Source organism: Erysipelothrix aquatica, assembly GCF_009828775.2.
Classification (GTDB): Bacteria; Bacillota_I; Bacilli_A; order Erysipelotrichales; family Erysipelotrichaceae; genus Erysipelothrix; species Erysipelothrix aquatica.
This window is the reverse complement of sequence record NZ_WTSY02000073.1, coordinates 1-2,038: the sequence shown is the minus strand read 5'-3', so window position 1 is coordinate 2,038 and position 2,038 is coordinate 1. Positions and strand designations below refer to the sequence as shown.

Below are 2,038 nucleotides of genomic sequence, written 5' to 3'. Positions count from 1 at the left end.
TATATATATATATATATATAGTTATATGGAGGAAAAAGTATAATGAAAAATGCAGACTTCGCATTACTTTTTAAAGCAATGTCCGATGAAACACGTTTAAGAATCATCGATATGTTATCTAAAGAAAATTTATGTGCATGTCACATTCTTGAAGCGTTCAATATAACTCAACCGACGCTTTCATATCACATGAAAATACTCGTTGATTCAGGCATGGTAACGAGTCAAAAGGATGGAAACTGGACACGTTATTATCTTAATAAGGATTCAATCGCGAAAGTTCAAAAACTTACTTCAGATTTGTTATCTGTTGACGCAAGCACAAGAGAGTCAGATGCTTGTTAATGTGTTAGTTTGGCTAGGATGATGAAAATGAAGAAAAATAATATCGATATATTGACTGGTGATATCCGTACTGCAATTGTAGGACTTTCCCTACCTATCGTTATAACCAATTTAATCCAAACTGCTTTGGGAATAATTGACATGATTTGGGTTGGAAAGCTTGGTAGTGGAGCCGTAAGTGCGATTGGAACTGCAAGTTTTTATATTAATCTAGCCACGGCTTTAACAACGATAGTTGTGGTTGGAACGGGTGTGAAGATTGCCCATTCAATCGGCACAAAAGATACAGAAGAAGTGAAATCGTATATTAAAAACGGTGTCTTGGCCTCGTTACTAATATCAATTATCTATGTTTTTGTAGTCTTCATACTTTCTGAACAATTAATTTCGTATTTTGGAATTAATGATATTCGAATTGAATCGATGGCTAAAGACTATTTAGTAGCTTCACTCTATGGGGTGCCACTCCTTTTTCTTACAACTGTAATGACTACTGTCTTTACAAGCTTTGGGGAGACCAGAGTTACATTTAAAGCCAACTTTATAGGGCTTATTTTGAATATTTTGCTTGATCCTCTCATGATTTTTGGAGTTGGAATTTTTCCAACAATGGGAATTGTTGGAGCGGCATGGGCTACAAATATATCCCGATTCGTTATATTGATGATTCTTATTCTATGTTCGAATCAAATTATGAAAGAAAGTATAGTTTCGAAATTTGATCTGAGTAAGAGTATCGAAGTGTTTAAGATGGGGTTTCCGGTTACAATTCAAAGAGTTCTGTTTATTTACATATCGATGGTGATGGCAAAAATTATTGTATCATTTGGAGCAGAAGCAATTGCTGTGCAAAAAATTGGCGTCCAAATTGAGTCGATTAGCTATGTAACGATTGGTGGGCTTCAAGGAGCAATGACAACTTTTGTGGGTCAAAACTATGGAAGAAAATCCAAAGACAGGGTTATTGAAGGGTATAACTTTGCATTTAATTTCGTGGTGGTTTTTGGTTTACTCATCTCACTTATTTTTATTGTTTTTCCTAGACAGATATTCTCGATTTTTATAAGAGAACAACAAATTATTGATTTAGGGGTTGGTTATATGACCGCGATTGGTATTTCACAAGTGTTCATGTGTCTGGAACTTTTAACTGTTGGTGCGTTTAATGGTATTGGAAAAACGTATGTACCTCCTATAGTTTCTATAGCTCTGACAATTCTTAGAATCCCAATGGCTTTATATCTATCTAGAATATATGGACTAAACGGTGTATGGTGGAGTATAAGTATTAGCAGTATTTTGAAAGGAATTATCTTAGTAGCTTGGTTTAAACTGGTGCTTTCAGATAAAAAGGGAAAATTGTATGTCAATTAATAGATTGAACGCATTTAAAGGTCAATTTGGATTAGAAATGGAGAGTTTGCGTGTAGATAGCAACGGAAGACTTTCATCAACAGATCATACTAAATATTTTAAAGAGGATAATTCTTTCATTTCGAGAGACTTCTCGGAGTCACAAATTGAAATGATTACCCCACCATGCTCTACAGTTAACGAGGCATTGGATTTCCTTGTAAATATTAAGAATGTTGTACTCACTTCAATCGGGGATGAATTGTTATGGCCACAAAGTAATCCGCCAATTCTTCCAGATGAATCTGAGATACTTATTGCCAACTATTCGGACTCAGAC

The 2,038-nt window shown here is 34.8% G+C and carries 2 protein-coding genes and 1 pseudogene; all 3 read left to right on the top strand.

Annotated features, from left to right (window positions below; genetic code table 11):
* Positions 1-42 precede the first annotated feature (42 nt).
* Positions 43-345 carry an ArsR/SmtB family transcription factor gene (locus GVV20_RS10425; protein WP_159740097.1) on the top strand — a complete coding sequence of 101 codons (303 nt, stop codon included), beginning with the start codon at positions 43-45 and terminating at the stop codon, positions 343-345.
* Between the two features lie 27 nt (positions 346-372).
* On the top strand, positions 373-1,719 hold the full coding sequence (locus tag GVV20_RS10420) for an MATE family efflux transporter (protein ID WP_159740098.1): 1,347 nt from the start codon (positions 373-375) through the stop codon (positions 1,717-1,719).
* Positions 1,709-2,038: pseudogene (locus tag GVV20_RS10415) on the top strand (bifunctional glutamate--cysteine ligase GshA/glutathione synthetase GshB); the annotation flags it as partial. The gene GVV20_RS10420 and the pseudogene GVV20_RS10415, both read left to right, overlap by 11 nt.